The sequence below is a fragment of the Terrabacter sp. 05T424 genome (assembly GCF_056396225.1).
In genome coordinates this window covers 60792-86889 of record NZ_JBFTLB010000013.1, presented here as the reverse complement: position 1 = coordinate 86889, position 26098 = coordinate 60792, and the positions used below count along the sequence as shown (strand labels likewise).

Annotated in this window: 24 protein-coding genes and 1 pseudogene; 14 read left to right on the top strand and 11 right to left on the bottom strand. The window is 71.8% G+C overall.

Annotated features, from left to right (window positions below; genetic code table 11):
• Positions 1-132: 132 nt before the first annotated feature.
• Genes AC1DE0_RS20450 through AC1DE0_RS20440 form a run of 3 tightly spaced genes read left to right on the top strand, consistent with a single transcriptional unit; the run spans position 133 to position 1974 of the window.
• Positions 133-1167 (top strand): sensor histidine kinase, encoded by a 1035-nt coding sequence (locus AC1DE0_RS20450; RefSeq protein ID WP_478105041.1) that lies wholly within the window; start codon positions 133-135, stop codon positions 1165-1167.
• Positions 1116-1337 (top strand): ATP-binding protein, encoded by a 222-nt coding sequence (locus tag AC1DE0_RS20445; RefSeq protein WP_478105037.1) that lies wholly within the window; start codon positions 1116-1118, stop codon positions 1335-1337. Before AC1DE0_RS20450 ends, AC1DE0_RS20445 begins: the two co-directional genes overlap by 52 nt.
• Entirely contained in the window at positions 1330-1974 is a 645-nt protein-coding gene (locus AC1DE0_RS20440; protein WP_478105033.1) for a response regulator, read from the top strand. The genes AC1DE0_RS20445 and AC1DE0_RS20440 overlap by 8 nt, the downstream gene beginning before the upstream one ends.
• 73 nt (positions 1975-2047) lie before the next feature.
• On the opposite strand, the gene AC1DE0_RS20435 is transcribed toward AC1DE0_RS20440, so the two are convergent.
• Complete coding sequence (locus tag AC1DE0_RS20435; RefSeq protein WP_478105030.1) at positions 2048-3880, bottom strand: BCCT family transporter; 1833 nt, start codon at positions 3878-3880, stop codon at positions 2048-2050.
• Between the two features lie 282 nt (positions 3881-4162).
• Positions 4163-5557, bottom strand: a complete 1395-nt coding sequence (locus AC1DE0_RS20430; protein WP_478105027.1) for a cation:dicarboxylate symporter family transporter — start codon at positions 5555-5557, stop codon at positions 4163-4165.
• 123 nt (positions 5558-5680) lie between these two features.
• Here AC1DE0_RS20430 and AC1DE0_RS20425 point away from each other — a divergent pair, with 123 nt between their 5' ends.
• From AC1DE0_RS20425 to AC1DE0_RS20415, 3 genes are all read left to right on the top strand, one after another.
• Positions 5681-7321 (top strand): sensor histidine kinase, encoded by a 1641-nt coding sequence (locus AC1DE0_RS20425; protein ID WP_478105023.1) that lies wholly within the window; start codon positions 5681-5683, stop codon positions 7319-7321.
• Positions 7314-8003: a response regulator gene (locus AC1DE0_RS20420; RefSeq protein WP_478105021.1), complete on the top strand. Its 690-nt coding sequence runs from the start codon at positions 7314-7316 to the stop codon at positions 8001-8003. The genes AC1DE0_RS20425 and AC1DE0_RS20420 overlap by 8 nt, the downstream gene beginning before the upstream one ends.
• A gap of 141 nt (positions 8004-8144) precedes the next feature.
• The gene (locus AC1DE0_RS20415) at positions 8145-9254 is read left to right on the top strand and encodes an alpha/beta hydrolase (protein WP_478105017.1); all 1110 of its coding nucleotides are present in this window, start codon (positions 8145-8147) and stop codon (positions 9252-9254) included.
• On the opposite strand, the gene AC1DE0_RS20410 is transcribed toward AC1DE0_RS20415, so the two are convergent.
• Positions 9244-9837, bottom strand: coding sequence for a maleylpyruvate isomerase family mycothiol-dependent enzyme (locus AC1DE0_RS20410; protein WP_478105014.1), 594 nt, complete (start codon positions 9835-9837; stop codon positions 9244-9246). The genes AC1DE0_RS20415 and AC1DE0_RS20410 overlap by 11 nt on opposite strands.
• A gap of 52 nt (positions 9838-9889) precedes the next feature.
• Here AC1DE0_RS20410 and AC1DE0_RS20405 point away from each other — a divergent pair, with 52 nt between their 5' ends.
• From AC1DE0_RS20405 to hemA, 5 genes are all read left to right on the top strand, one after another.
• On the top strand, positions 9890-10738 hold the full coding sequence (locus AC1DE0_RS20405; RefSeq protein WP_478105010.1) for a helix-turn-helix domain-containing protein: 849 nt from the start codon (positions 9890-9892) through the stop codon (positions 10736-10738).
• A gap of 37 nt (positions 10739-10775) precedes the next feature.
• Positions 10776-11114 (top strand): thioredoxin family protein, encoded by a 339-nt coding sequence (locus tag AC1DE0_RS20400; RefSeq protein ID WP_478105007.1) that lies wholly within the window; start codon positions 10776-10778, stop codon positions 11112-11114.
• A gap of 83 nt (positions 11115-11197) precedes the next feature.
• Positions 11198-12118, top strand: coding sequence for a hypothetical protein (locus AC1DE0_RS20395; RefSeq protein ID WP_478105003.1), 921 nt, complete (start codon positions 11198-11200; stop codon positions 12116-12118).
• Entirely contained in the window at positions 12046-12414 is a 369-nt protein-coding gene (locus AC1DE0_RS20390; RefSeq protein WP_478105000.1) for an HNH endonuclease signature motif containing protein, read from the top strand. Before AC1DE0_RS20395 ends, AC1DE0_RS20390 begins: the two co-directional genes overlap by 73 nt.
• Before the next feature lie 90 nt (positions 12415-12504).
• Positions 12505-13758, top strand: a complete 1254-nt coding sequence (gene hemA / locus AC1DE0_RS20385) for a glutamyl-tRNA reductase (RefSeq protein ID WP_478104997.1) — start codon at positions 12505-12507, stop codon at positions 13756-13758.
• Between the two features lie 5 nt (positions 13759-13763).
• On the opposite strand, the gene AC1DE0_RS20380 is transcribed toward hemA, so the two are convergent.
• Genes AC1DE0_RS20380 through AC1DE0_RS20370 form a run of 3 tightly spaced genes read right to left on the bottom strand, consistent with a single transcriptional unit; the run spans position 13764 to position 17774 of the window.
• Positions 13764-15215: a carboxyl transferase domain-containing protein gene (locus AC1DE0_RS20380; RefSeq protein ID WP_478104993.1), complete on the bottom strand. Its 1452-nt coding sequence runs from the start codon at positions 15213-15215 to the stop codon at positions 13764-13766.
• Positions 15215-16402 carry a CaiB/BaiF CoA transferase family protein gene (locus tag AC1DE0_RS20375; RefSeq protein ID WP_478104989.1) on the bottom strand — a complete coding sequence of 396 codons (1188 nt, stop codon included), beginning with the start codon at positions 16400-16402 and terminating at the stop codon, positions 15215-15217. Before AC1DE0_RS20375 ends, AC1DE0_RS20380 begins: the two co-directional genes overlap by 1 nt.
• A gap of 4 nt (positions 16403-16406) precedes the next feature.
• A complete protein-coding gene (locus AC1DE0_RS20370; RefSeq protein ID WP_478105072.1) occupies positions 16407-17774 on the bottom strand; it encodes an SLC13 family permease in 1368 nt (455 codons plus the stop codon).
• Between the two features lie 118 nt (positions 17775-17892).
• Between AC1DE0_RS20370 and AC1DE0_RS20365 the strand changes: the two genes are divergently transcribed.
• Positions 17893-18591, top strand: a complete 699-nt coding sequence (locus AC1DE0_RS20365) for a FadR/GntR family transcriptional regulator (RefSeq protein ID WP_478104986.1) — start codon at positions 17893-17895, stop codon at positions 18589-18591.
• Positions 18588-19349, top strand: a complete 762-nt coding sequence (locus AC1DE0_RS20360) for a sulfite exporter TauE/SafE family protein (protein ID WP_478104983.1) — start codon at positions 18588-18590, stop codon at positions 19347-19349. Before AC1DE0_RS20365 ends, AC1DE0_RS20360 begins: the two co-directional genes overlap by 4 nt.
• Positions 19350-19494: 145 nt before the next feature.
• Here the strand turns inward: AC1DE0_RS20360 and AC1DE0_RS20355 are convergent.
• From AC1DE0_RS20355 to AC1DE0_RS20335, 5 genes and pseudogenes are all read right to left on the bottom strand, one after another.
• Positions 19495-19863, bottom strand: a pseudogene (locus tag AC1DE0_RS20355) (gamma carbonic anhydrase family protein); the annotation flags it as partial.
• 1 nt (position 19864) lies between these two features.
• Entirely contained in the window at positions 19865-21409 is a 1545-nt protein-coding gene (locus AC1DE0_RS20350; protein WP_478104979.1) for a peptide MFS transporter, read from the bottom strand.
• A gap of 78 nt (positions 21410-21487) precedes the next feature.
• Positions 21488-23161, bottom strand: a complete 1674-nt coding sequence (bluB, locus tag AC1DE0_RS20345; RefSeq protein ID WP_478104976.1) for a 5,6-dimethylbenzimidazole synthase — start codon at positions 23159-23161, stop codon at positions 21488-21490.
• Positions 23162-23170: 9 nt separating this feature from the next.
• Positions 23171-24025: an SDR family NAD(P)-dependent oxidoreductase gene (locus AC1DE0_RS20340; protein ID WP_478104975.1), complete on the bottom strand. Its 855-nt coding sequence runs from the start codon at positions 24023-24025 to the stop codon at positions 23171-23173.
• A gap of 49 nt (positions 24026-24074) precedes the next feature.
• Positions 24075-24587 carry a MarR family winged helix-turn-helix transcriptional regulator gene (locus tag AC1DE0_RS20335; protein WP_442291351.1) on the bottom strand — a complete coding sequence of 171 codons (513 nt, stop codon included), beginning with the start codon at positions 24585-24587 and terminating at the stop codon, positions 24075-24077.
• A gap of 133 nt (positions 24588-24720) precedes the next feature.
• On the opposite strand from AC1DE0_RS20335, the gene AC1DE0_RS20330 reads away from it, so the two are divergent.
• Entirely contained in the window at positions 24721-25986 is a 1266-nt protein-coding gene (locus tag AC1DE0_RS20330) for an MFS transporter (RefSeq protein WP_478104967.1), read from the top strand.
• Positions 25987-26098 lie beyond the last annotated feature (112 nt).

Genomic DNA, 26098 nt, shown 5'->3' with positions numbered 1-26098 from the left:
GGTCTGGGGTGGTCGACGCTGGTCTCCACCACTGTCGCCTCGCGACGCACCCGCCCGCGTCGGGCGACCGGCCACACCCGGATAGCCGATCGGATGATGCCGCCCGGCCCCGTCCGTGCCTACGCTGCCCTCGTGCAGGAGGGCATCCTCGCTCCGGTGGCACGCCTCGACCGCTGGCTCGACGGCGTGCTGCTCGTGCTGCTCGTGACCTGCTCTGTGCGCTACCTGCTGCGCCACGACCTCGACCTCACGGCAGTGCTCGTCCTCGGCGGCGCACTGGTCCTCGGCGCGGCCTACTCGACGCGTCGCCTCGTCGCCGACCAGCACGTCTGGCCGACGGTCTGGATCGGCATGGTCGTCGTGCTGTGGGTGGCGCTGACGCTCGTCGCGCCGTCATTCGCGTGGACGGCGGTGCCCGTGGCCTTCGCAGTGCTCCAGGTGCTCCCCTTCGCGTATGCCGTCACGGTCGTCGTCGTGATGACTGTGGTCGTCAGCGTGGCCTGGAGCCGCATCACCGACGACGTCGACCCGACCGTCTTCGTGGGCCCGGTGGGCATCGCTCTCGTGACGGTGCTGTCCTACCGGGCGCTCGAGCGAGAGGCCCGCACCCGTCAGGCCCTGATCGACGAGCTCACCGAGGCGCAGGCCGATCTCTCTTCAGCACAACGACGTTCGGGCGCGCTGTCTGAGCGCACCCGGCTGTCGAGGGAGATCCATGACTCCGTGGGCCAAGGGCTCTCGAGCATCACGCTGCTGCTCGGTGCGGCCGAGCAGGACTGGGCGCGACGCCCTGACGTGGCCCGCGAGCACGTCACGGCCGCGGGGAGCGCAGCCCGCGAGGGGCTCGACGAGGTGCGCCAGATCGTCCGCGACCTCGCGCCGGCAGATCTCGAGGACGACGAGACCGGAGAGGCCCTCCCCGCCGCGCTGCGACGCGTCGCGGCCATCGGGGCGCACGGCCTGGACGTGCAGGTGCGTGTCCACGGCGACCCGGTCGGCGTTCCGCCCGCGGTCGCGATCGCGCTCGTGCGGTCCGCGCGCGGGGCCCTCGCCAACGTCGTCGAGCACGCGGAGCGCGACGCACCGTCGTCAGCCTCACCTACCTGTCGGACGAGGTGCTCCTCGACGTCCGCGACGACGGCCGGGGCTTCGACCCGACGCAGCTGAACCGACCGGGGGCCGACGTCGGCCGCGCCGACCGCGGGAGGGGGCTGGACGGCATACGTCATCGGGCCTCTGACCTGGGCGGGAGCGCCGACGTCGAGAGCGCGCCCGGCGAGGGCACGACGGTGTCGGTGCGCTTCCCCCTCGACGGGCAGGGGGCCTGGCATGACTGACGGGGCGTCGGTGCGCGTGGTCCTCGTCGACGACCACTCCGTGGTGCGGGCCGGGCTGCGGGCGCTCGTCGACGGGCAGGACGGCATCGAGGTCGTCGGTGAGGCGAACGACCTCGCGAGCGCCGAACAGGTCGTCGCCGCCGAGCGACCCGACGTGGTACTCATGGACCTCAACCTCGGCGACGGCGCGGGCGGCGTCGAGGTGACGACGCGCCTGAGGGGGCTGCCCCACGCGCCCAACGTGCTCGTGCTGACGACGTACGACACCGAGGCCGACATCCTGCGGGCGCTCGACGCGGGGGCGGTCGGCTACCTGCTCAAGGACGCGCCGCCCGACCAGCTCTTCGCCGGCATCCGAGCCACGGCCCGTGGCGAGACCGTGCTCGCGCCCTCCGTGGCGGCGAGGCTCGTCCGGCGCACGGCCTCACCGGGCCCGGTCGTCACGGAGCGCGAGGTCGAGGTGCTCGAGCTGCTGTCGCGCGGTCTCGGCAACCGCGAGCTTGCACGCGAGCTGCTCGTGTCGGAGGCGACGGTGAAGTCGCACCTGTCGCACATCTACACCAAGCTCGCCGTCGACACCCGCGCCGGCGCCGTCGCCGCAGCGATCGAGCGCCGCATCATCCGCCCGGGCGGCTGACGAGAGCAGGGGAACGCAGTCGTGCGCCCCACCCGCGAACGGGGGGACGCACGACGTGCGGAGGGGACGAGGGTCAGAGCCGCATCGAGGCGCCGACCTTCTCGGTGTGCTCGGTGACCTCGCGGGAGCCGCCGTCCGCGGAATCGTCCGAGGACTCGACCGGCGCGACCGGCTGGACGGACTCGACCGGGTCGGTCGGCACCATCTCGCCGACGCCCTCTCCGGGCGCGGTCTCCTGGACGGTGAGCGAGAAGTCGTCACCGTGCTCGCTGACGCCCGCGACGACGGCGTGCTCGACGGCCGCGACGGCATACTGGCGCCGGACGACCTGCGGGTCGCGCGAGAGGTCCTTCACGAGCGCGACGGCCAGCCCGACCATGATCACGAGGAACGGCAGGGCGGCGACGATCGTGACGTTCTGGAGGCCTGACAACGCGTCCTCACCGCCGATGAGCAGCATGATCGCGGCGACCGCACCGGTGGCGGCGCCCCAGAAGATGACGGTCTTCTTCGACGGCTCGAGCGTGCCCTTCTCAGAGAGCGTGCCCATGACGATCGAGGCTGCGTCGGCACCCGACACGAAGAAGATCGCGACGAGGAGCATGACGACGATCGCGGTGACCGTCGGCCAGGGCAGGTTGCCGAGCATCGCGAAGAGCGAGCCCTCGGGCGTCGACTGGCCGGCGATGTCCTGGCCACCCTGCTGCTGCGAGATGCCGGCGCCACCGAAGATGGCGAACCAGATGAGCGAGACGACCGACGGCACGAGCAGCACGCCCGAGACGAACTGGCGGATCGTGCGGCCGCGCGAGATGCGGGCGATGAACATGCCGACGAACGGCGTCCAGCTGACCCACCAGGCCCAGTAGAAGATGGTCCAGCCGGCGAGCCAGTCCTTCATGCCGTCTCCGCCCGCGGCATCGGTGCGCGCCGACATCATCGCGAGGTCCTTGAGGTAGGAGCCGATGGTGGTCGGGACGAGGTTGAGGATGAAGATCGTCGGGCCGACGACGAAGACGAAGAACGCCAGGGCGAGCGCGAGCACCATGTTGATGTTCGAGAGCCACTGGATGCCCTTCTCGATGCCGCTGACGGCCGAGAGGATGAAGCAGATCGTCAGCACGACGATGATGCCGATGAGCACGCCGTTTCCGACCTTGCCGATGCCGCCGACGATCTCGAGGCCGGAGCCGATCTGCAGGGCGCCGAGGCCGAGCGACGTGGCCGAGCCGAAGAGCGTCGCGAAGATCGCGAAGATGTCGATGACCTTGCCGGCCGGGCCGTTGGCGCGCTTCTCGCCGAACAGCGGCGCGAACGCCGAGCTGATGAGCAGCGAGCGGCCCTTGCGGAAGACGCCGTACGCGACGGCGAGGCCGACGACGGCGTAGATGGCCCACGGGTGCAGCGACCAGTGGAACATCGTCGTGGCCATCGCGGTCTGGACGGCCTCCGGGTTGCCCGCCGCGCCCGTGCCGGGCGGCGGCTTCACGAGGTGCGTGAGCGGCTCGGTGACGCCGTAGAACATCAGGCCGATGCCCATGCCGGCGGAGAACATCATCGCCACCCACGACGACGTGCGGAACTCGGGAGCCTCGCCGTCGCCACCGAGCGGGATGTTGCCGTACTTGCTCGCCGCGAGCCAGATGACGAAGGCGACGAAGCCGGAGGCGACGAGCGAGAACAGCCAGCCCGTGTTGTGCACGACGAACTCGAGGCCGCTCGAGGCGCTCGTGCTGAGGCTCTCGGTGCCGAGCGCGCCCCACAGCACGAAGCCGATGGCCACGGCTGCGGCGACGCCGAACACGACCTTGTCGACGCGGGAGGGCGCGGCCTCCTCGTGGTTCACCGGTGGCGGCTCGAGCGCCGGGTGCAGCGCTTCGTCGGAAGTCCTGGTCAGTTCACTCATGCATCATGACGGCCCCCCGACGAAGGGCGCCGTCTTCTCCTCACGTTGCGTGTCACAGATGTCTCGTTGAACCCGCAACCTTGCCCCCTTGGGCCGCCGAGAGGCAAAACGAGGGGCGTAAGTCAACGTGGGGCGTACCACAGAGGTTCCCGAAACCCCTTGCGTGGCAGTGGTTCCCGTGCCGGGCCCGTGCGGGGGTGAGATGGGACACGAGACGCCGCGACCCGGCATACCTCCTCGGTATGCCGGGTCGCGGCGTTGGTGCGGATGGTGCCGTCGCGCTCAGCGGCCGCCGACGAGCTCCGGCTCGCGCTGCGGGGCGTCGAGGTCGGAGGGCACGGTGTCGTGGCCGGCGTCGAGCATGCTCGACTCGTCGAAGCGGTCCTGGCCCGACAGCACCCGGGCCGCCTTGTCGCGGTCGATCTCGCCGACCCAGGTGCCGATGATGACCGTCGCGATGGCGTTGCCGGCGAAGTTCGTCAGGGCGCGCGCCTCGCTCATGAGGCGGTCGATGCCGACGATGAAGCCGACGCCCGGCACGAGGTCGGGGCGGTGCGACTGGAGGCCGCCGGCGAGGGTCGCGAGGCCCGCACCGCTGACACCAGCGGCACCCTTGCTCGCGATGATCATGAAGACGAGCAGGCCGATCTGCTGACCGATCGAGAACGGCTTGTCCATGGCCTCGGCGATGAAGAGGCTGGCCATCGTCAGGTAGATCGCGGTGCCGTCGAGGTTGAAGGAGTAGCCGGTCGGCACGGTGATGCCCACGACCGGGCGGGAGACACCGAGGTGCTCCATCTTCGCGATGAGCCGCGGCAGGGCCGACTCGGACGACGACGTCGACAGGATGAGGAGGAACTCGCGGCCGAGGTACTTGAGCAGCGACCACACGCCGAACCCGGTCACGAGCTTGAGGATCGACCCGAGGAAGGCGAAGACGAAGATGAAGCACGTCAGGTAGAAGGCACCCATGAGCACGGCCAGGCTCTTCAGCGAGCCGATGCCGGTGGCACCGACGAGGGCTGCCATGGCGCCGAACGCGCCCACCGGGGCGACCCACATGATCATTGCCATGAGGCGGAAGACGAGGCGCTCGAGGTGCTTGATGCCGCCGAGGATCGGCTCGCCGGCCTTGCCCATCTTCTGCAGCGCGAAGCCGACGAGGAGGGCGATGAGCAGGGCCTGGAGCACCGAACCGGAGGTGAGGGCGGAGACGAGCGTGTCGGGGATGAGTCCGAGCAGGAACTCGACCGGGCCCTCCGCCTTGGCGTCGACCTGGGACGTGCCGGCACCGGCAACCGCGGCCGTGAGGTTGAGTCCGTCACCCGGGTGGATGATGTTGCCGACGACGAGGCCGAGGCCCAGGGCGATCGTCGACATGACGACGAAGTAGCCGAGGGCGAGGCCGCCGACCTTGCCGACCTGGGCGGCCTTGCGCACCGAGCCGATGCCGAGCACGATCGTGCAGAAGATGATCGGCGTGATCATCATCTTGATGAGGTTGACGAACCCGGTGCCGAGCGGCTTGAGGCTCTTGCCGAAGTCGGGGAAGAAGTACCCGACCGCGATGCCGAGCACCATGGCGACGACGACGGCGATGTAGAGGAAATGGGTGCGGTCGCGCTTGGGGGTCGAGCCCGGGTGGGCGTCGACGGCGCTGTCGGCGGTGGAACTCACGGTGACCTCCGTTGGCTGGGTCCACGCGCTGGGCGCGGGACCGGTGAATGTGACGAGGCTGCCGTGCCCAGTGACTAGGGTCACGATTGTGTTCATTGAGTTCTCGCGGCAGGGCGTATGCCGTTGAGCTCGTCTCCCGGTCCCCTTACCCGCGCGCTGGGTGCGCCCGGTCGCTGGAGCGTCGCCGGCCAGACGTTCGCGCTGCAGGTGATCGTCGCCGTGCTCGTCGTGGCGGCGGGGCTCGCCGGGGCCTTCGTGCAGGCCCAGCGGGCCGGTGACCAGGAGGCCCTGGCCCGCGCGCTCGCCGTGGCCCGCACGGTGGCGGCCACCCCCGACGTCATCACGGCCGTCCAGGGGGCTGCCCCCACAGCGGCCCTCCAGGCGTACGCCCTGCGCGTGCAACAGCAGTCGCAGACCGACTTCGTCGTCGTCATGAGCCGCGACGCGATCCGCTACACCCACCCGGACCCGACCCAGATCGGCAAGAAGTTCATCGGCCACACCGAGGACGCGCTCGCCGGTGGCGTCGTCGAGGAGGACTACACCGGCACGCTCGGGCCGTCCTCGCGCGTCGTCGTGCCGGTCACCGACGCCGGCAAGGTCGTCGCGCTCGTCTCCGTCGGCATCCGCAAGTCGGCCGTCGGCGAGCGCGTCCGCGCCCAGCTGCCGGGGTTGCTCCTCGCCGGACTCGTGGCCGCCCTCCTGTCGGGGCTCGGGACGGCACTGGTCTCGCGGCGCATCCGCCGGCAGACGCACGGCCTCGGCGAGCAGCAGCTGCGCGAGATGTACGAGTACTACGACGCCGTGCTGCACGCCGTGACCGAAGGGCTCGTCATCACCGACCTCGACGGCAGGCTCCGGCTCGCCAACGACGAGGCGACGCGCCTGCTGGCGTTGCCGGACGATGCCGTCGGGCGACCCGTCGCCGACCTCGGGCTCGGTCCCGCCCTGACGGCCGCACTCACCGACGACGCGTCCCACGAGGACGAGCTGCACGTGACGTCGGCCCGCGTGCTCGTGCTCAACCGGGGTCCGGCGCGCTGGCAGGGGCGCCTGCTCGGCCACGTCGCGACGCTGCGCGACCGCACCGACCTCGAGGCCCTCACCGGCGAGCTCGACTCGGCGCGGGGGCTCACCGAGGCGCTGCGGTCCCAGGCGCACGAGTCGGCCAACCGGCTGCACACCATCGTCAGCCTCATCGAGCTCGGCCACGCCGACCGCGCCATCGCCTTCGCCACCGACGAGCTCCAGGTGTCACAGCTGCTGACCGACCGCGTCGTGGGCTCGGTGGACGAACCGGCCCTGACCGCAGTGCTGCTCGGCAAGGCGGCCGAGGCCCACGAGCGCGGGATCGCCTTCGGCATCGAGCCCGGAGCGCGCTGGCCGCGTGACGTCGCGCCGACGCGCGACGTCGTGACCATCGTCGGCAACCTCATCGACAACGCGCTCGACGCCGTCGGCGGAGAGACGGGTCCTCCGCGACCGGACAGGCACGTCACCTTCGACTCCTGGGTCGACGACGCGTACGCCGTCCTCGAGGTCTCCGACGACGGGCCGGGGCTGCCGCCGGGCGGCGTGGAGGACGCCTTCCGCCGCGGGTGGTCGACGAAGGACCAGGGCAGCGCCGGTCGCCGCGGGATCGGGCTGGCGCTCGTCAGCCAGACGGTCGAGCGGCTCGGCGGCAGGCTCGAGGTCCACGGACCACCCGGGGCCACGTTCACGGTGCGGCTGCCGGTGGGGGCAGGAGGTGAGGACGATGGGTGACGAGGGACTGCTTCGCGTGCTCGTCGTCGAGGACGAGCCGATCGCGGCCGAGGCCCACAGCGCCTATGTCGGCCGGGTCGCCGGCTTCGAGGTCGTGGCCACCGTCGGAACCTCGCAGGCAGCCCTGAAAGCCCTGCAGGACAAGCCGATCGACGTCGTACTGCTCGACATGAACCTGCCTGACCGGCACGGCCTCGACGTCGTGCGCGCGATGCGGGCGGCCGGTCACCGGGCCGACGTCATCGCGGTGACCTCCGCCCGCGACCTCGACGTCGTGCGCGCGGCCGTGTCGCTCGGTGTCGTGCAGTACCTGCTCAAGCCGTTCGTGTTCGCGACGCTGCGCGACCGCCTGCTGGCCTACCGCGCCTACCGCGAGCAGGTGTCGAGCGGGGCCGAGCTGGGCACGCAGGCCGAGGTCGACGAGGTATTCGCCGGGGCTCGTGCCGCCACGGAGGCACGGCTGCCGAAGGGCATGGGCGAGGAGCTGCTCGCACGGGTGTCGCAGACGCTCCGCGATGCCGACGGCGGTCGCTCGGCGACGGAACTCGCGGAGTCGCTCGGCGTCAGCCGCGTCACGGCGCGTCGCTACGCCGAGCACCTCTGCGAGAGCAGGGTGGCCGTGCGGCGATCCAGGTATGCCGGGGCCGGGCGGCCCGAGGTCGAGTACCTGTGGGCGCGGTGAGCCACGGTCGAGGCCCGTCGGCTTCGGCTCGCGCGTTCACAGGCCACACCCACACCGACCTCAGAAAGGGCCCAGAGTCCGTCCAGCAAGGTCGCAGCCATCGCCCAGCGTGCAGTCACGGTCACCTGTTTCCCTGACGCCATGGGTTTGACCGACTCAGGACTGCCTGTCGTCGTCGGCGTGCTCGCCGTCGTCGTCTTCGTCCTCGTCGCCGCGGGATGGCCGCACCCGCGCCGCAAGCCACTGCGGATCGCCGTGCGCGCCGGGCAGGCCCTGCTGCTCAACGGCCTCGTCCTGCTCCTCGCCGGCGTGCTCATGAACGACCAGTACCTCTTCTACGTGTCGTGGGCCGACCTCTTCGGATCCGGTTCGGAACAAGTCGGTCACGTCGTCAGGGCCGGCGACCCGCACGCCGGCGGCAGCGTGCGGTTGCGCGGAGCGCTCCACGGATCGGCGGTGCTCCCACCGCTACCCAGTCCGGGTCAGCGCGTCCAGACCTACACGGTGACGGGAAAGCAGTCCGGCCTCACGGGCGAGGTGATCGTGCTGCTGCCCAAGGGATACGACCCGACGAAGGCGACGACGTATCCGGTCATCGAGTCGCTGTCGGGCTATCCGGGCACCCCGCGCTCCAACTTCCGCGGCTTCGCGCTCGACACGACCTTCCAGGACCTCGTGGACCACCGTGCGGTCCGTGCCCCCATCATCGTCATGCCGCAGATCAACACCCCGAACTCGCTCGACACCGAGTGCGTCAACGCGCCGGGCCGCACCGGACTGCAGACGGAGACCTGGCTGGCCCGCGACGTCCCTGCCTGGGCGGCCGCCCACCTCAAGGTCTCGGTCCAGCGGAGCTCGTGGGCCGCGATGGGATTCTCGTACGGCGGCTGGTGCGCCACGATGCTGGCGATGCACCACCCGAACACCTACGGCGCGGCGATGTCGCTGATGGGCTACTTCCGTCCGGAGTTCGGACCCGCGTACGACCCGCTGACCAAGGGTGTCGGCAACTACGACCTCGCCCACCTGGCCCGCACCGACGCGCCACCGGTGTCGCTGTGGCTGATGGCGAGCAAGGACGACCCCACGGCCTACCCCCAGCTCGTCGCGTTCCTCAAGAGCGTCCGGTCGCCCATGTCGGTGACGTCGGTGGTGCTGCGCACCGGTGGCCACCGCGTCGACACGATTCCGCCGGTGCTGCCCGAGATGCTGTCCTGGCTGCGCGGCGCGCTGCCCGGCTTCATCCCCTGACGCCCCCCGACGCCGGGACCTGCCGACCGAGACGCGCGAGCACCCGCTCCTGACGGTCGGCACCCTCCGTCGCGGACACGGCCGGACGGCATACGCCCTCGTCGTAGAGGTGCTCACCGAAGCCGTCGGCCGACTGCTCGACGACGTCGAGCTCAGCGTCGGTCAGGCGCTCGTCGAGGCCGGCGGACGTGGCGATGTCCCAGCGGTGGACGAGCAGGTCGAAGCCGTAGAAGTGCACGAGCGACCGGCCGACGGTGGTGGTGCCGAAGACGCCGTCGTACGCGTGGTCGCGCACCTCGGGGTCGGCGAGCAGCTGCTGCACGAGAGCGTCGTGCGCGTGCCACGTCGCTGCCGCGTCGGAGTCGGTGGTCCCGGGAGCGGGCTCGAGCCGGGCGCCGAGGTCCGGACCCTGCTTCTGCAGGAACTCACGCTGGCTCGTCATGACGTGCTCCAGCACGTCGCGGGCGCGCCAGCCCTCACACGGGCTCGCGGCGTCCCAGTCGGCGGTTTCCAGCCGGTCGACGACGGTGGTGAAGGGCGCGGCGAGGCGCGCATACGCGGTGGTGATGTCGTTGGTGGTCATGCCGCCGACGGTAGGCAGCCCACCGTCGGTGGGTCTTGATACTTTCCGACACGTGACAACCGCACCGGGCAGACCTGGCGGGCACACGACGACGCGCGACGAGGTCGAGCGCGCTCACCTCGTCGACCCGACCGACCACACGTGGTCGATCGCGCGCGCCTCCGTCTCGCCCGGCCTCGGCGACCTGGCCCGGCGCTTCTGGATCCCCGTGTGGGACGTGCCGCCGGGGCGAGACTCCCAGCAGCAGGTGCTGCAGTACCCCGTCTGCCTGATCGTCGTGTCCGACACGTACGCGCGCTTCTACGGCGTCGTCTCGGGGCTGTCGACCACCGTCCTCTCGGGCCGTGGCTGGGCCGTGGGGCTGATGCTGCAGCCGGCGGCGGGGCACCTGCTCACGCGGGCGCCGGTGCGCGAGATGACCGACCGCTTCGTCGACCTCTCGTCGCTCGCCACCATGGAGGGCGGCGGACTGACCGGAGGCATCCGGGAAGCCATGTCACCCGACCCCGAGTCGCCCGCGGCACAGGCCGAGGCCCGCGACCTGGTCGAGGCCGCACTGACCCACCTGCTCCCCGTCGACGAGGAAGGCCTGCTCGTCAACGCCATCGTCGAGGACGTCGAGACCTCGCCCGAGCTGCTCCGCGTCGACGACCTGTGCGCCCGGTTCGACGTCAGCGAGCGCACGCTGCAACGCTTGCTGCACAAGCGGATCGGGCTCGGGCCGAAGTGGCTGATCCGCCGTCGCCGGCTGCAGGAGGCAGCCGACCGGCTGCGCGACTCCGACGCCGACCTCGCCGGCATCGCGGCCGAGCTCGGCTACGCCGACCAGGCGCACTTCACCCGCGACTTCCGCCTCGCGACGGGCCTGACGCCTGGTGAGTTCGCCGCGCGGTTCCGGTGACGATCACGGTGGTGAGGAACCGGGCGATGATGGCGACATGAGCACGAGCATCACCATGCAGTTCTTCGACGGCTGCCCGGGCTGGACCTTGGCGCGCAGCAACCTCGAGGCCGCCGCTCTCGAGGTCGGCGTCGAGCTGGACGTCACGGAGCAGCGGGTGGAGACCGTCGAGGACGCCGAGCGGCTCGGGTTCGTCGGGTCGCCCACGATCCTGATCGACGCCATGGACCCGTTTGCCCAGGCCGAGGCACGGCCGGCCCTGGCCTGCCGGTTGTACGACACACCGGACGGCCCCTCCGCAGCTCCGACGGTCGCCCAGCTCGTCGCCGCGCTGACGTCGGCCCGACCGATGGGAGACGACGCGCTCCCTCTGTGACGTGCCATCAATTCCGTTGATGGAGAAGGGAGTCGGTGTGGACAAGCCTTTCGACTTTGTTCGTACACCTGTACGATTGGAGCATGGGCAGCGCGCAGCAGATTGAGCAGGACTGGGACCACGTCACGTCCCTGGCCGCCGACCTGCACGACGCCCACGCCCGCCTCGTCGACTTCGTCGCCGCCGTCCTGACCGAGGGCTCCTGGCAGGCCGCCGGCCTGCGCTCACCCGAGCACTGGCTCATGCTCCGCGCCGGACTCTCCCGCGGACAAGCCGCCGCGATCCTGCTGCTGGCCCGCCGCGCCGACGAGCTGCCCGCCACCGTCACCCAGCTGCAACGCACCATCCCCCGCTACAGCTTCACCCTCCAACCCGCCACCGTCGACGACCACGGCCACGTCCTGCCCGGCGAGCAGGACCACGACGAGGCCCCAGGGCCCGTCGAGCCGGCAACACTGACCATGGGCTACACCGACGGCCGGTTCCGGCTGCGCTACGACGCCCCCGCCCACCTCGGCGCCCTCGTCGAAGCAGCCCTTGCCGAGGCCAAGGACCACCTCTTCCACACCGCCAGCGCCGGCAACACCAGCAACGACGGGGACGTGCTCGACCCCGACCACCACGTCACCGACGGCGGCCCACCCCGGATCACCTGGGCCGACGCCCTGACCGTCCTGGCCACCCGCTCCCTCGACCACGCCGGCACCAGTGGCACGAGTGGCACCAGGAGCGCGGCCCGGCGGGCCCGGTACCGCGTCCAGGTCCACCTCGACACCGACGGCGGCTGGCTCACGGGCCAACCCGCCTGCCCCGCCACATCGTCGACGGCCTCACCTGCGACGGCACCCTCACCCCCGTCTGGCACACCCAAGGCCACCCCGTCAACGTCGGCCGCAGCCACCGCGTCGTTCCCCACCGCACCCGGGTCCTCGTGCTCGACCGCGACCGCGGCTGTCGCTACCCCGGCTGCACGACCACCCGCGTCCTCGAGATCCACCACCTGACCCACTGGCGCGACGGCGGCCCCACCGACACCATCAACCTGTTCGCCCTGTGCCCCTTCCACCACGACGGCCACCACCGCGGCCAGTTCACCATCACCGGCGACCCCACCCGACCCGACGGCCTGACCTTCACCACCCGACACGGCCTCCACGTCGGCCCACCCGCACCACCACCCGACACACCCCCGGCCAAACCCCAACGGCAGGAGCGACCCCGCTCACGCCTCGACCGCCACTACCCCGCCCCCACCGGCGGCACCCTCCACCTGCACCTCGTCGACCTCACCCCCACCTGACGGGCCCCCGCGACGCATCAAAGAATTTCTGGAGGTCAGCCCCCTACGGTTCAGGTGCTGGTGTTGCGGCGTGCACGGCGAGGGGCGGAGGTGAGCCGCGTGGTCGGACAGCTGGTGATGGCCGGGGTCTCCCACACCCACGCAGCGCAGGACGTGCTGGAGCGAGCGGCGGTGCGCCCCGCCGACCTGCCGGCCGCCCTGGACGAGCTCCGTGACGCCGGGTACGGCGAAGCGGTGGTGCTCTCGACCTGTAGTCGCACCGAGCTGTATGCCGTCGCCCAGCCGGGCCGGCACGGCGGACGCGACCTCGTCGACCTGATGCGCGCTCGTGTGGGACTCACCGGCGATGTCGCCGGACCGACCCTCGAGGTGAGGACTGGTTCAGAGGTCGTCGAGCACCTCTTCGCCGTCGCGGCCGGCCTGGAGTCGCGCGTGGTGGGCGAGGCGGACGTGCAGGCACAGGTGCGGCGCGCCTATCGCGTGGGACGGGGTGCCGGGATGACGGGTCCGCTTCTGCAGCGGCTCCTCCCGGCGGCGGTGCGCAGTGCCGAGGAGGCCCACTCGCGCGTCCGGCTGGATGAGCACGGCCGCTCGCTCGCGTGCCGAGCCGTCGACATCGGGCTGGAGCTGCTCGCCGCCGCGCGCGCTCCACGCACCCTCGTCGTGGGCTCGGGCCAGATGGCGACGACGGCGGTCGGCAGGCTGTCGGAGCTTGGGCGACAGGTCCGCGTCGCCGCCCGCAACGAGGACTACGCCGCAAAGCTCGCGGGCCCGGGCGCCGTCTGCTCGCTGGCCGCCCTCGTCGACGAGATCAGGAACGCAGACCTGCTGATCTGCGCGACGTCGGCGTCGCAGCCCGTAGTGTCGGCTGACCAGGTGCATGCCGCCATGCAGGGCCGCACCCACCCCCTGACGGTGGTGGACCTGTCGGTCCCGCGCAACGTCGACCGAGCCGTGACCGCGGAGCCGGGGGTCACGGTCGTGGAGCTGGCGGCCCTCAACGACGACGCGCACGACGACCCCGTTGTCCTGGCCGCGGTCGAGCAGGCGCGGGCGCTGGTCCACGACGCGGCCGCGCGATTCGTCGACGACCTGGCCGCTCGTGAGGCGGGACCGCTCATCCGTGCGCTTCACGAGCAGGTGAAGCAGCGGTGCCGCGAGGAGATCCTGACCGCCGGTCTGGGGTTGACCGCGGAGGCGGCAGAGCAGGTGGCGCACGCGGCTGCCGGCAGGCGGCTGCATGCTCCGACCCTCGCGCTCAGGGCAGCAGCCGCCTCAGGTGACCGCGCGGCACTCGGTCGCCTCGCGGAGTCGCTCGGCCTCGCGCCGCGTGCTGCGTTCTGAGACTCTCAGCTGGCGAGCACGTGCGCCTTGCCGTGCGTCTGCCGGCGCAGGGCCGCGGCGGTCTCGGCCGCCACCGCCGAAGCCAGCCCTGCGGGGGTGTCGTCGGCCGGTTCCGGCACGATCCGGCTCACGATCCCCTGCGCCGCCAGGTCGAGCACCCCGACCTGCTGGAGCTCGGCCATCTCGGCGGCATGCGTCACGTCACCGTGCACGATGACGCTGGCGCCCTCCGGCGGGAGCGGCGAGAGCCAGGCGTTCTCGGCGGCGATCACCTCGCGCGCCGGCAACAGTGCGAGCGCGCCACCGCCGCAGCCCTGCCCGAGCACGACCGACACCGTGGGCACGGTCATCGTCGTCAAGGTCGCGATGCAGCGGGCGATCTCGCCGGCGATGGCGCCCTCCTCCGCGTGCGGCGACAGCTCGGCGCCGGGGGTGTCGATGACCGTGACGAGCGGCAGGCCGAGCTCTTCGGCCAGACGCATGGCCCGGCGCGCCTCGCGCAGCGCTCCCGGTCCCATCGGCGTCGACGGCGACTGACGCGACCGGTCCTGACCGACGACGACGCACGGCTGCCCGTCGAGACGGGTCAGGGCCACGAGCATGGTCGCGTCGCGCTCACCCTCGTCGGTGCCGTTGAGGCGGATGGTGCTGCTGGCACCGTGGCGCAACAGCTCGCGCACCCCGGGCCGGCCGGGGCTGCGAGTGAGCTCGATCGACTCCCAGGCGCTCAGGTGCCGGCTCGGCTCGCCCTCGCGCAGCTCGAGGCGGGGCAGCGTCGGACCGTCGACGAGCACGCCCAGCGCCCGGTCGACGAGCATCGGCAGGTCCTCGGCCGCGACCACGGCGTCGAGCACGCCCTTGGCCGTGAGGTTCTCCGCCGTCTGCACGTCGCGCGGGAACGCCTTGCCGTTGAGCGCCTCGTAGACCTTGGGACCCAGGAACCCCACGAGGGCGCCCGGCTCGGCGACCGTCACGTGGCCCAGCGACCCCCACGACGCGTACACCCCGCCGGTGGTCGGGTGACGCAGGTGAACGAGGTACGGGAGGCGAGCGGCCCGGTGCGCCATGAGCGCCCGCGAGATCTCGACCATCTCGACGAACGCCGGCGTGCCCTCCTGCATGCGGGTCCCACCGGAGGCCGTCGAAGCGAGGACGGGCAGGCCCTCGGCGGTGGCGCGGTGCACGGCGGCCGTGATGCGGTGCGCGGCAGCGCGCCCGATCGACCCGGCCAGGAAGCGGAACTCGTTGACGATGACGGCAACCGGCCGACCGCGTACGAGCCCCCGGCCCGTCAGCACCGACTCGTCGGTGCCTGCCCGGGCGGCGGCCGCCTCGAGCTGGAGCCGGTAGCCCTCAGGCTGCTCGCTGATGTCGATCGGCTCGTCCCACGACTCGAACGACCCGGTGTCGAGCACGAGGTCGAGCAGCTCGTTGGCGGTCCATGGACGGCGCGCCATCACCCCTCCTTCAGCCAGGTGCGGATCGCCGCGCCGTCCTCGTCGAGCGTGGGCGGCGCCGCGTGGTCGCGGCGCGTGACCTCGGTGCCGTCGCCGTCGAAGAAGCGCAACGGCGGGCCGGGAAGGGTGAGCGCGCCGAGCGTCGGGTGCTCCACCGCGACGAGCAGCCCCTGGCTCGCAGTCTGGTCCCACGCGTACACCTCGTCGAGGGTTCGCACCTTCCCGGCCGGCACGCCGACCTCCGACAGGCGCGCGAGCAGTGGCTCGGCGTCCCAGTCGGCGAAGACGCCCTCGAGCACCTCGATGACCCTTGCCCGGTTCGCCACGCGCTCGGGGTTGGTCGAGAGCCCCTCCGCAGCCGGGTCGAGCCCGAAGGCGGCACAGAGCCGCTGCCACAGGCTCTCGCTGCCGACGGCGATCTGCACCGACCCGTCGCGGCAGTGGAAGAGGCCGTACGGCGCGATCGACGGGTGGTGGTTGCCGGCCGACCGGCCGACCTCACGGGCGACGGTCCAGCGCGTGCCCTGGAAGGCGTGCACCCCGACGACGGATGCCAGCAGGGAGGTGCGCACGACCGTGCCCTTGCCGGTGCGGTGGCGCTCGTTGAGGGCGGCGACGACGCCGTAGGCGCCGTACATCCCGGAGAGCAGGTCGGCGATCGGCACGCCGACACGCTGGGGGTCGTCGGGCCCCGACCCGGTGAGCGACATGAGGCCGGCCTCGCCCTGGGCGATCTGGTCGTAGCCGGCGCGCCCGCCCTCGGGACCGTCGTGGCCGAAGCCCGTGATCGACAGGACGACGAGGCGCGGGTTGCGCTCCATGAGCGACTCGATGCCGAGCCCCAGCCGTTCCAGCACGCCGGTGCGGAAGTTCTCGACGAGCACGTCGGCACGGTCGACGAGCGCGAGCAGCACGTCGCGGTCGGCGTCGTCCTTGAGGTCGAGGGTGATCGACTCCTTGTTGCGGTTGGCCGACAGGAAGTAGGTCGACTCGCGCCGCCCCTCCTCGCCCACGAAGGGCGGGCCCCAGCCGCGGGTGTCGTCGCCGCGACCGGGCGCCTCGACCTTGATGACGCGAGCCCCCTGGTCGGCGAGCATCATCGTCGCGTGCGGCCCCGCGAGGGCACGCGAGAGGTCGACGACGAGCACGTCGGAGAGGGGGCCTGCGTCACGGGTTCCTGCAGTCATTGCGTCACCATCCGGGGAGGATCAGGGCGGCCCACACGAGAAGCGGGCCCGCGAGGACCACGATCACGCTGTAGGTCAGGATCTGCTTGTAGTACACAGGCTCGCTGATCGTGTCGGGCCGGTTCGCGAGCATCAGGGCGCCGTTCGTCGAGAACGGGCTCACGTCGACGATCGTCGAGGCGACCGCGAGCGCCGCGACGAAGGTCGCAGCACCGATGCCACCGTTCGCGATGAGCGGCACGGCGATCGGGATGATCACCGGGAGCAGGGCCGTCGACGACGCGAACGCCGAGACGACACCGCCGACGTAGCAGAGCACGAGCGCGCCGATGACGACGGCGCCGAGGCCCGCAGCCCAGTTGCCCACGAACTCGGGGGCCTTCGCCTCCGTCAGCACGGCGGCATACGTGCTCACACCCGCGACGAGCAGGACGGTGGGCCACGCGACCTGCTTGATGGCGTCCTTGTGCTGGTTCGGTGCGAGCATCGCGAGGATGACGGCGGCGGTGATCGACACGAAGCCGATGTTCTTGTCGAAGGCGAGGGCCACGACCGCGACGGCGGCGAACGCGACGAGGGTGAGCACCTGGTCGCGCTTCACGCCCAACGTCTCGGTCGTGCGGGTCCGCGTCAGCGTGGCGGTGGCCGTGCCGCCGGACCCGGAGCCGGATCCGGAGCCAAGAGAGCCGCCGGAGCCGGCCGGACGACCGGAGCCTCCGGTGCCGCCGTCGCTCTCCACGATGTCGCCGAACTCGTCGGCGCGCTGGCTCATCAGGCGGCGACCGCCGAGGACGAAGAAGAGGACCACGGCCATGGCGAGGTTGACGCCGAGGCTCGCGAGGAAGACCGTCATCTCGCTCGAGGGCAGGTTGTTGTCCTTCATCACCGAGTTGGTGATGGTGCCGTAGATGCTGATCGGCGAGAAGCCGCCGCCCTGGGCACCGTGGACGACGAACATGCCCATGAGCAGCGGGTGGATCTTGTAGCGGGCCGCGAAGCCGAGGGCGATCGGGCCGATGATGGCGCAGGCGGCGGGGCTGGCGGCTCCGATGGCGGTGAGCAGCGCGGTCACGAAGAACATCACCCACGGGATGAGGGCGACGCGGCCGCCGACCGCCTTGACCGCGGACCTGACGATGAGGTCGACCGTGCCGTTGTTCTTGGCGATCGCGAAGAGGTAGGTGACGCCGATGAGCGTGAGGACGAGGTCACCACTGATCCCGGCGAGGATCTCCTTCTCGCTCAGCTGGAGCGAGTAGACCCCGACGAGCCAGGCGGCCACGTAGGCCAGGGCTCCCATGTTGATCGGCAGCAGCGTGCCGATCACGAAGAGTGCGACGAGCGCGATGATCGAGACCCATTCCGGTCCCATTGAGTCCTCCGTCGGTCGCGGCCAGCGCGCCTGGTTCCACGCCCTTGTGACGAGGCTCATGGCTGGCTCAGTGGCCTAGCCAATAGGTCAATTGTCCACGTGTCAATAGAGTGGCCTCATGTCGACATCGGGCATGTCCCGCCTCACGCGGACCCGCCTCTACGAGCAGGTGGCCGAGCAGATCACGACCTGGATCGACGAGAACGGCCTCACCGCCGGTGACCGCCTGCCCCCCGAGCGAGAGCTCGCCCAGCGCCTCGGAGTGAGCCGTGCGACGCTCAGCCAGGCCCTCGTCGCGCTCGAGGTGATCGGCGTCGTCACGGTGCGCCACGGCGACGGCACGCTCATCTCGGACGCCCCCGGGCCGCGCCGGATCGTCGAGGCCATCCGCGCCCACGCCCACCGGCTGCCCGAGGTCATCGAGACCCGTGACGCGCTCGAGACGAAGATCGCCGCGCTCGCCGCCATCCGCCACACCGCCGACGACCTCGCCCGCATCGACGAGGCGCTCGACGAGATGCGGCGCGACGTCGAGGCCGGCGGCCGAGGCGTCGAGGGCGACGAGCGCTTCCACGGCGCCGTGACCGCGGCAGCCCACTCGCTGCTGCTCGCCCGGCTGATGGACGAGATCCGCGACCTCATCCGCGAGACGCGCATCGAGTCGCTGAGCCAGCCCGGACGCCCCGCCGACTCTCTCGTCCACCACCGCTCGATCGCCGACGCCATCCGCTCCGGCAACCCCGAGGCCGCCTCGGCCGCCATGCACGCCCACGTCGTCATGGTCAGCGACGTCGCCGTGCTGCGAGACGGGACGTGACGCCCCTCGAGATGCTGGCCGTGCTCGGCGCAGGTCTCGGCGCCGGCATCCTCACCTCGACGGTGGGGGTGGCCTCTCTCCTCAGCTTCCCGGTGCTCCTCGCTGTCGGCCTGCCGCCGGTCGTGGCCAACGCGTCCAACACCGTCGGCCTCGTCCCGGCCGGCGTGAGCGGGTCGTTCGGCTACCGCGAAGAGCTGCGCGAGCACCCTCGCATCACGTGGACCGTCGTCATCACGTGTGCGCTGGGGGCGGTGGGGGGCGCCGTGCTGCTGCTGGCCCTCCCCTCGAGCGTCTTCGAGGCGGTCGTGCCCTGGCTGATCCTCTTCACCTGCCTGCTCGTCGGCGTGCAGCCGTGGGTCGCGCGGTGGCTGAGGTCGCGCGGCGGTGAGGACGTCGGTCCACGCACCCGGATGGGCCCGGTGACGACGTTCTTCGCCCTGCTGACCGGCGTCTACGGCGGCTACTTCGGGGCCGGCTCGGGCGTCATGATGGTCGCCGTGCTCGGGCTCGGCCTCGACCTCGACCTGCGGGTCGTCAACGCCCTCAAGACGCTCGCGATCTTCGCCGGCAACGTCGTGGCCGGGCTCATCTTCGTCGTCGTCGCCGACCTCGACTGGCGCGCCATCGCGCTGCTCGCGTCGGGCTCGGTCGTCGGTGGCTACGTCGGGGCGCGCGTGGGCCGCCGCCTGCCGCCGACGCTCTTCCGCGTGCTCGTCGTCATCGCGGGCGTCGTCGCCGCCGTCCTGCTCCTGCGCTGAGGCCCACCCGACGCGTACGCCCTCTACCCGGACGAGGTATGCCGTCGCCCCCGGTCGCGAGGAATCACCTCGTCCCAGCTGCGCCGCGTGGGGGTCGAGGTATGCCGTCGCGTCCGGTCGCGAGGAATCACCTCGACCCAGCGGTGCCCTCGGGCACGACCGCCCCCGCGGCGACGAGGCTGCCGGCACCGATGTGCGCGCCGTTGAGCACGACCGACCCCATGCCGAGGAGGCAGTCGTCCTCGACGGTGCAGCCGTGCAGCACGGCCCGGTGGCCGACCGAGACGCCGGAACCGATCGTCGTCGGATGGCCCGAGTCGGTGTGGACCACCACGCCGTCCTGCAGGTTGCTGCGCTCGCCGAGCACGATCGGGTCGAAGTCGGCGCGGAGCACGGCCGTGTACCAGACGCTCGAACCCGCCAGGAGGCGTACGGCTCCGACGAGGTCGGCGCTCGGCGCCACCCGGGCGGTCGGGTCGACCTCCGGGGTGGCGCCGTCGAGCGTGACGATCACGTCAGTGCGCCGAGACCGTGGCCGGTGCCGACGGACCCGACACGTGCAGCTCGGCCGTCGACATCTTGCGGCGGATCCACGGCACGAGCGCGAGCAGCACGCCTGCGACGACGAGCGTGATGACGCCGTTGACGACGTAGAACGTCGCGTCGCTCAGGCCACCCATGGCCTGGATCAACTGGGCGGCGATGGCCTGGCCGGCCGAGCTGGCGAGGAACCAGAGGGCCATCGCCTGGCTCGCGAAGGCCCGCGGCGCAAGGCGCGTCGTGGCCGACAGGCCGACGGGCGAGAGGCACAGCTCGGCGACCGTCTGCATGACGAAGACGCCGCCGAGGATGTAGACGGGCGCGGTGTTGCCCTGGTAGCTCGCGAAGGCCCAGGCCATGGCGAGCGCCGAGAGACCGATGATCGTCACGCCGATGGTGAACTTCATCGGGGTCGACGGGAAGCGCCCGGCACGGCGGGTCCAGATCCAGCCGAAGATCGGCGCGAGCAGCACGATGGCCAGCGGGTTGATCGACTGGAACCACTCGGGGTTCACCGAGACGCCGGCCGTCTCCGTGACGGTGTTCTTCGCGGCGAAGATCGCCATCTTGCCCGCGGCCTGCTCGAAGATCATGAAGAAGAGCATCGCGCCGACCCACAGCGGGAGGTAGGCCGCCAGGTGCGACTTCTCCTCGCGCTCGACCTTGGGGCTGCGGAACATCATCGTGAAGTAGGCGATGGGCGTGGCCACCGCGACGATCGAGATCGCGTCGATGACCTGGTCGAGCACCGTGTCGCGCCAGAGGCCCGCGAGGGCGACGATCGCCACGAAGGCGACGAGCACACCGACGGCGAGCACGGCGACCCGGCTGCGCTCCTCGGGTGCGAGGGGGTTGGGCACGTCGTCGACGGCCGTGCCGAGGGCGCGACGCCCGACGACGAACCAGACGATGGCGATGGCCATGCCGACGGCTGCCGCCGAGAAGCCGGCGTGGTAGCCGTAGTGCTCGCGCAGCCAGCCGACGACCAGCGGCGAGAAGAACGAGCCGATGTTGATCGACATGTAGAAGATCGAGAAGCCACCGTCACGGCGGCCGTCGTCGGCGCGGTAGAGCGTGCCGACCATGGCTGAGACGTTGGGCTTGAGCAGGCCGGTGCCGAGCGCGACCAGCGCGATGCCGAGCCAGGCCGTCGCGGTGGCGGGCAGGGCCAGGCAGACGTGGCCGGCCATGATGACGACCGCGCCGTAGAGGGTCGAGCGACGGGCCCCGAAGACACGGTCGGCCGTGAAGCCGCCGATGATCGAGAGCAGGTAGACCGAGGCGCCGTAGATCGAGACGACCGCGGCACCGGTGGTCTGGTCGATGCCGAGGCCGCCGTTGGCCGCGGTGTCGACCAGGAAGTAGAGCAGGATGGCGCGCATCCCGTAGTAGGAGAAGCGCTCCCACAGCTCGACGAAGAAGAGGGTCGACAGGCCCCGCGGGTGCCCGAAGAAGGCACGGTCACCGGGGTCGGAGCCCCGATCCGGGGTCGGCGGACGGTCTGAGGTCTGTGTGGTCATGCTTCGCTCCCAGCCCCTCGTGAGGGCAGTTGGACGGGTGGACAACCCATCCAAAGTAGGTGCGGGCGCGTGCCGGACTCAAACCGTGGACGTGCGGGCGACCCCTCGTCGAAGGGCGAGGGCGTCCTTGACGAGGCCGGTCGCGAGGGCCGCCCCGACCCCCTCCCCCGCACGGATGCGCAGGTCGAGGAGCGGCTCGAGGCCGAGGTCGCGCAGCACCGCGGCGTGCGCCTTCTCACGCGACCGCTGGCCCGCGACGAGGTGGGCGGCGACCGCGGGCTCGGCCCGCACCGCTGCGAGGGCGCACACCGACGTGGCGAGCCCGTCGAGCACCACGACGCCACCGGCCTCGGCCACACCGAGCACCACGCCGGTGAGGACGGCCAGCTCGCCGCCTCCGAGGCGCTGCACGACCTCGTGGGGGTCGCGGGTCGCGCCGACCCGGGCGAGGGCGCGGGTGACGACGTCGCGCTTGCGCTCGATCATCGCGGCGTCCGCCGACGAGCCCTTCCCGACGACGTCGTCGGGCGGGAGGGCGAGCAGAGCGGCCGCGACGGCCGCCGCCACGGTGGTGTTGCCGACGCCCACCTCGCCGAGCGCCACGGGACCCCCCTCGGCCAGAGCGCGCCCACGCTGCTGGCCGAGCGCCAGCAGGGCGGCATACGTGCTCTCGTCGAGGGCGTCGGTGGTGACGAGATCGCCTCTGCTGCAACCGATCCCGGCGTCAATGAGCTCGACCTCCAGGCCGGCCGCGTCGGCGGCGACCGCACCCATCGACGTGCCCTCGCGAGTGGCTCGGGCGACGTCGGCGGTCACCGACGGGTCGAAGGCTGTGACGCCGTATGCCGTCACGGCATGGTCTGCAGCCGCGACGACGAGGGTGCCCCGGCCGTCCACGGCCGGCAGCGCGGTGACCCGGTCGAGAACGGCGTCGAGGACCCCGAGCGAGCCGGGGACGGTGAGGAGGTCGTCGGACCGGTCGCGGGCGCCGACGACGTCGCCCTGGTCGGGAGCGCGCAGGTGCGAGACGGGGGCATCGCGTTCGGTCCAGCGCTCGTGCATGACGACCTGCTCGAGCGGCAAGCGGCGGCTCCACCCGGCGCGCTCGAGGCCGGGCTCGGGCGGCCGCTCGTCGGGCCACCCCAGACAGAGCCAGCCGAGGGTCTCGACGCCGTCGGGCAGGCCCAACAGCGCCTTGAGCTCGGCCGGCTCGAACAGCGTCACCCAGCCCAGACCGAGGCCGTGGGCGCGCGCGGTGAGCCACATGTTCTCGATCGCGGCGGCGCACGACCAGAGGTCGGCGTCGGGGAACGTCGCCCGTCCGAGCACCCCGGCCGCAGGCGTACGCCGGTCGCAGGCGACGACGACACCGACGGGCGCCTCACGGATGCCCTCGAGGCGCAGGTCGAGCAGGCCGCGGGCCGACTCCTCGGCCATGCCCGCCGCCTGGCGCAGCCGACACCGGTCGGCCATGAGGGCTGCGGTGTCGCGCGTCTGCGCCTCCGTGACGACGATGAACCGCCACGGCTGGCTGTGGCCGACCGACGGTCCGCGGTGGCCGGCCGTGAGCACGGCCGTGAGCACGTCGTCGGGCACCGGGTCGGGGCGGTATCGCCGGATGTCACGGCGGGCGCCGACCACCCGCTCGAGCGAGGCGAGGTCGTCGTGCAGCGCCCAGGCATCGGGGGCCTGCGCACGCTCGGCCGCCGACGTCGCGTCGCCGATGGTCGGGACGGGCCTGCGGTAGCTCACCCGGCGACTCTAGTTCGGAGCCGTCTCGATCCACCCGCGGGTCGCGCCCAGCACCCGGCTCCCGTCGGTGTCGGCCAGAGACATCCCGACGAAGGCCGTCGCACCCTCCGAGGTCTGCCAGCGGAAGCGGTAGTCGCCCGACAGGGCCGCGTCGGCGATGGCGGCTGCGGCGTCCGTGGAGCTCTGGGCGTTGGCGAACGCCCCGGCCGAGCGGGCGAGGTAGGCCGCGAGCTGGGCGGCATACGGGTCGTCGGGCACCTCGTCCGCGCGGGCGACGTTGCCGACGAAGTCGCTCGCGACGGCGGCCGGCTCGATGACGGAGACCCGTACGCCGTGCGGCAGCATGACGACCGCGAGCGACTGCATGAAGCCCTCGACGGCGAACTTCGCCCCGCAGTAGGCGTCGGCGAACGGCTGGCCGACGGCCCCGCCCACGCTCGTCACCGTGAGGACCGTGCCCGTCCCGGCCTCCCTCATGTGCGGCAGCACCAGCTTGGTGAGCGCGACCGGGCCGAGGTAGTTGACCTCGAGCTGGTCGCGGACCTCGTCGAGCGACAGCTGCTCGGCGGTGGCGACAGCGCCACGGCCGGCGTTGTTGACGAGCACGTCGAGGCGGCCGTGGTCCGCGACGACGTCCTCGACGCACGCCCGGGCGGCGTCGTGGTCGGTAACGTCGAGCGCGCGGACGTCGAGCTCGACGCCTGCCTCGCCCGCGGCCTCGGTGAGTGCGGTCGCCCGCGACGTGTCACGCATCGTGGCGACGACCGTGAGGCCGCGGCGAGCCAGCTCGACGGCCGCGTGCAGGCCCATCCCCGAAGAGCTTCCGGTGACGAGGGCGACTCGGGCACTGTTCTGCTCGCTCATGCCGCGACGCTACGCCGCGACCGCTCCCCAGTCGACATCACACCCGACATCACGCCTCGACGTCGTCGAGGCCCTCGATGACGATCTCGAGCAGGCGGGCGAGCTCGTGCCGCTCGGGCGTCGACAGGCCGCGGAGGGTGTCGCTCTCGACGACGTTCGACTCGCGCACCGCGGCGCTGAAGAGGGCCCACCCGTCGGTCGTGAGCGACACGAGCGTGCGGGTGCGGTTGGTCTCATCGGGCCGGCGCTGGAGCAGGCCCCGTCCCGACATCTTGTCGAGGCGGTGGGTCATCGACGACGGGGCGACGTTGGAGAGGTCGGCGAGCTGGCTCGGGGTGAGGCACGTGTCGCCGGCCCTGGCGAGCGCGGCGAGCACCGACCACTCGCCCTGGGTGAGGTCGAGGTCGGCGAACTGCCGGACGTACCACTGGTCGAGCTTCTTCGTGACGGCATACACGGCGGTGATGACGCGCTGGACCGACTCCTCGCCGCCGGCCGCGACGTAGGTGGCGACGTCGGTCGCATGCTCCTGCTGGGCGGACCGCCGTCGCTTCGCTGCCATGGAAACGCATTGTTCCATCCCTCGCCGCGCTGCTACTGTTTCGACGTCGAACTTCGAATACGAAATATTCGAGGTCGAAACTGCGTTGTTCAGCGCGTCCTGCTCCTCAGACCCCGGAAGGGTGTGATTTCCCGTGCGCACCAAGCTCCTCGTCCTCGCGTCGTCCATCGGCATGCTCGGATGGGGCACCGTGCTGCCCTACCAGTACGCGTACGCGGCCAACACCCGCGGCTGGGGCGCCCTCGCCGCCGCGCTGGCGAGCACGCTCTTCTCTGTCGGCGCGCTCGTCGCGGCGCCGTTCGCCGGGCGGCTCAGCGATCGCTACGACCCCGTCGTCGTCGCCGTCGTCGCCAAGCTCGTCGCGGCTGCCGGTGTGGGCAGCCTGGTCTGGGCCGAGACGCCCGCGAGCTTCCTCGTCGGCATGTTCGTCTTCGGCTTCGGGCTCACGGCCTCCGCTCCCGCCGCCTCGGTGCTCGTGCTGCGGTGGGCCGGCAGCGACGACCGTCGCAAGGTCTTCGCCTACAAGTTCACGGCCGAGGCGATCGGCATGGCGGTGGGCGCGTTCGTCGCCGGCCAGTTCGTCGACCTGGCGCGCCCGGACGGCATGACGACCGCGTTCGTCGCCGCCGGCGCCGGCTTCGCCCTGTCGGCCGCGATCATCCACGTCGCCGGCATCGGGGCCCCCGCAGAGGTCGCCCCCGACCTCGCCGCGGGTGAGGCCGAGCCGCGTCTCGGCACCGTCGAGGCGCTGCGACGGATCTTCGCCGTGCCGGCCCTGCGCTGGACCGCGGTCGTCGCCGTCGCCCTGGCGCTCGGCTTCTACGCCCAGTTCGAGTCGGGCCTGCCGGCGTACGCGTTGACCGTCCTCGACGTCGACGAGTCGGCCATCGGGCTGGCCGCTGCCGTCAACTGCGTCGTCATCGTCGCGCTGCAGGTTGTCGTCGTGCGGCTCACGGCCCGCCGCAACGCGGCGAGCCTGCTCATGGTCGTCGGCGGCGTCTGGGTGCTCTCGTGGGTCGTCCTGTCGGTCGCCCAGCTGACTCCCGACGTGGCAGCGGCGCTGTTCGTCACGACCTTCGGCATCTTCGCCGTGGGCGAGACGATGTACGCCCCCGTGCTCAACCCGCTCACGGCGAGCCTCGCGCCGCAGGGCCTCGTCGGCACGACGCTCGGCACGTTCACCGCGATCCAGACGACCTTCTCAGCCGTCGGGCCGCTCGTCGCCGGCGCGCTGCTCGGCCTCGGGCTCGCGAACGGCTTCCTCGGGCTGCACATCGTGATCAGCCTCGTGGCCGTCTACGGTGCCTGGCGACTGCGGGCCGCACTGCGCGCCGGCACACCCGCGCATGAGACCGTTGCGGACCCGGTCCCTGCGACGGCCCCGGTCATGGTCGCCTGACCGCAACGACTGTTCGAGTGCCCAGTTCCCCACACGGACCGACGTCGGGAAGTGGGCACTCGACGGTGACGGAACATCGAGTGCCCAGTTTCCGACACACGGGTCGACGTCG

What these genes read in the sequence shown, in the direction of transcription:
- AC1DE0_RS20395 (WP_478105003.1), top strand. Translation starts at nt 11,198, where the DNA reads ATGGGCAGCGCGCAGCAGATTGAGCAGGACTGGGACCACGTCACGTCC.
- AC1DE0_RS20370 (WP_478105072.1), bottom strand. Translation starts at nt 17,774, where the DNA reads ATGGGACCGGAATGGGTCTCGATCATCGCGCTCGTCGCACTCTTCGTG.
- AC1DE0_RS20350 (WP_478104979.1), bottom strand. Translation starts at nt 21,409, where the DNA reads ATGACCACACAGACCTCAGACCGTCCGCCGACCCCGGATCGGGGCTCC.
- AC1DE0_RS20375 (WP_478104989.1), bottom strand. Translation starts at nt 16,402, where the DNA reads ATGACTGCAGGAACCCGTGACGCAGGCCCCCTCTCCGACGTGCTCGTC.
- AC1DE0_RS20380 (WP_478104993.1), bottom strand. Translation starts at nt 15,215, where the DNA reads ATGGCGCGCCGTCCATGGACCGCCAACGAGCTGCTCGACCTCGTGCTC.
- AC1DE0_RS20400 (WP_478105007.1), top strand. Translation starts at nt 10,776, where the DNA reads ATGAGCACGAGCATCACCATGCAGTTCTTCGACGGCTGCCCGGGCTGG.
- AC1DE0_RS20340 (WP_478104975.1), bottom strand. Translation starts at nt 24,025, where the DNA reads ATGAGCGAGCAGAACAGTGCCCGAGTCGCCCTCGTCACCGGAAGCTCT.
- AC1DE0_RS20335 (WP_442291351.1), bottom strand. Translation starts at nt 24,587, where the DNA reads ATGGCAGCGAAGCGACGGCGGTCCGCCCAGCAGGAGCATGCGACCGAC.
- AC1DE0_RS20365 (WP_478104986.1), top strand. Translation starts at nt 17,893, where the DNA reads ATGTCGACATCGGGCATGTCCCGCCTCACGCGGACCCGCCTCTACGAG.
- AC1DE0_RS20440 (WP_478105033.1), top strand. Translation starts at nt 1,330, where the DNA reads ATGACTGACGGGGCGTCGGTGCGCGTGGTCCTCGTCGACGACCACTCC.
- AC1DE0_RS20420 (WP_478105021.1), top strand. Translation starts at nt 7,314, where the DNA reads ATGGGTGACGAGGGACTGCTTCGCGTGCTCGTCGTCGAGGACGAGCCG.
- AC1DE0_RS20435 (WP_478105030.1), bottom strand. Translation starts at nt 3,880, where the DNA reads ATGAGTGAACTGACCAGGACTTCCGACGAAGCGCTGCACCCGGCGCTC.
- AC1DE0_RS20415 (WP_478105017.1), top strand. Translation starts at nt 8,145, where the DNA reads ATGGGTTTGACCGACTCAGGACTGCCTGTCGTCGTCGGCGTGCTCGCC.
- AC1DE0_RS20410 (WP_478105014.1), bottom strand. Translation starts at nt 9,837, where the DNA reads ATGACCACCAACGACATCACCACCGCGTATGCGCGCCTCGCCGCGCCC.